This is a genomic window from Mesorhizobium sp. M00.F.Ca.ET.216.01.1.1 (assembly GCF_004010325.2).
Lineage (GTDB): Bacteria > Pseudomonadota > Alphaproteobacteria > Rhizobiales > Rhizobiaceae > Mesorhizobium.
This window is the reverse complement of the sequence record NZ_SADR02000249.1, coordinates 1-365: the sequence shown is the minus strand read 5'-3', so window position 1 is coordinate 365 and position 365 is coordinate 1. Positions and strand designations below refer to the sequence as shown.

General features: G+C 64.4%; 1 protein-coding gene. It reads right to left on the bottom strand.

The window, feature by feature from the left end:
- Positions 1-17: 17 nt before the first annotated feature.
- Positions 18-365 (bottom strand): substrate-binding domain-containing protein (locus EN859_RS35960; RefSeq protein WP_135913654.1); only part of this gene is annotated, 348 nt, incomplete at its 5' end.

Here is a 365-nt window from a genome sequence, read left to right as displayed (position 1 = left end):
CGGCGCCTAGGCTCGCCTCAAGCGGTGATCAGCTTGACGTCGGTCTTGACCCAGCCGGAGAACTTCTCGCCGGCGAGTTCGCGCAAGCCGTAGTCGATGCCCATGGCCGCCATCTGCGCGCCATACTGCTCGACGGTGGCGAGCATCTTGCCTTCCTTCAGCAGCGGGCCGACGGCCGGGATGTTGTCGAAGCCGACCACCTTGATCTTGCCGGACTTGCCGGCCGCGTCGATCGCCTTGACGACGCCGAGCGCCATCGAATCATTGGCCGCCATCACGCCCTGGATATCCGGGTGCTGGGTCAGGAAGTTGGTCATCAGCGTGTTGGCTTCCTCGGTCTCCCAATGCGCCGTCTTGGAGTCGAG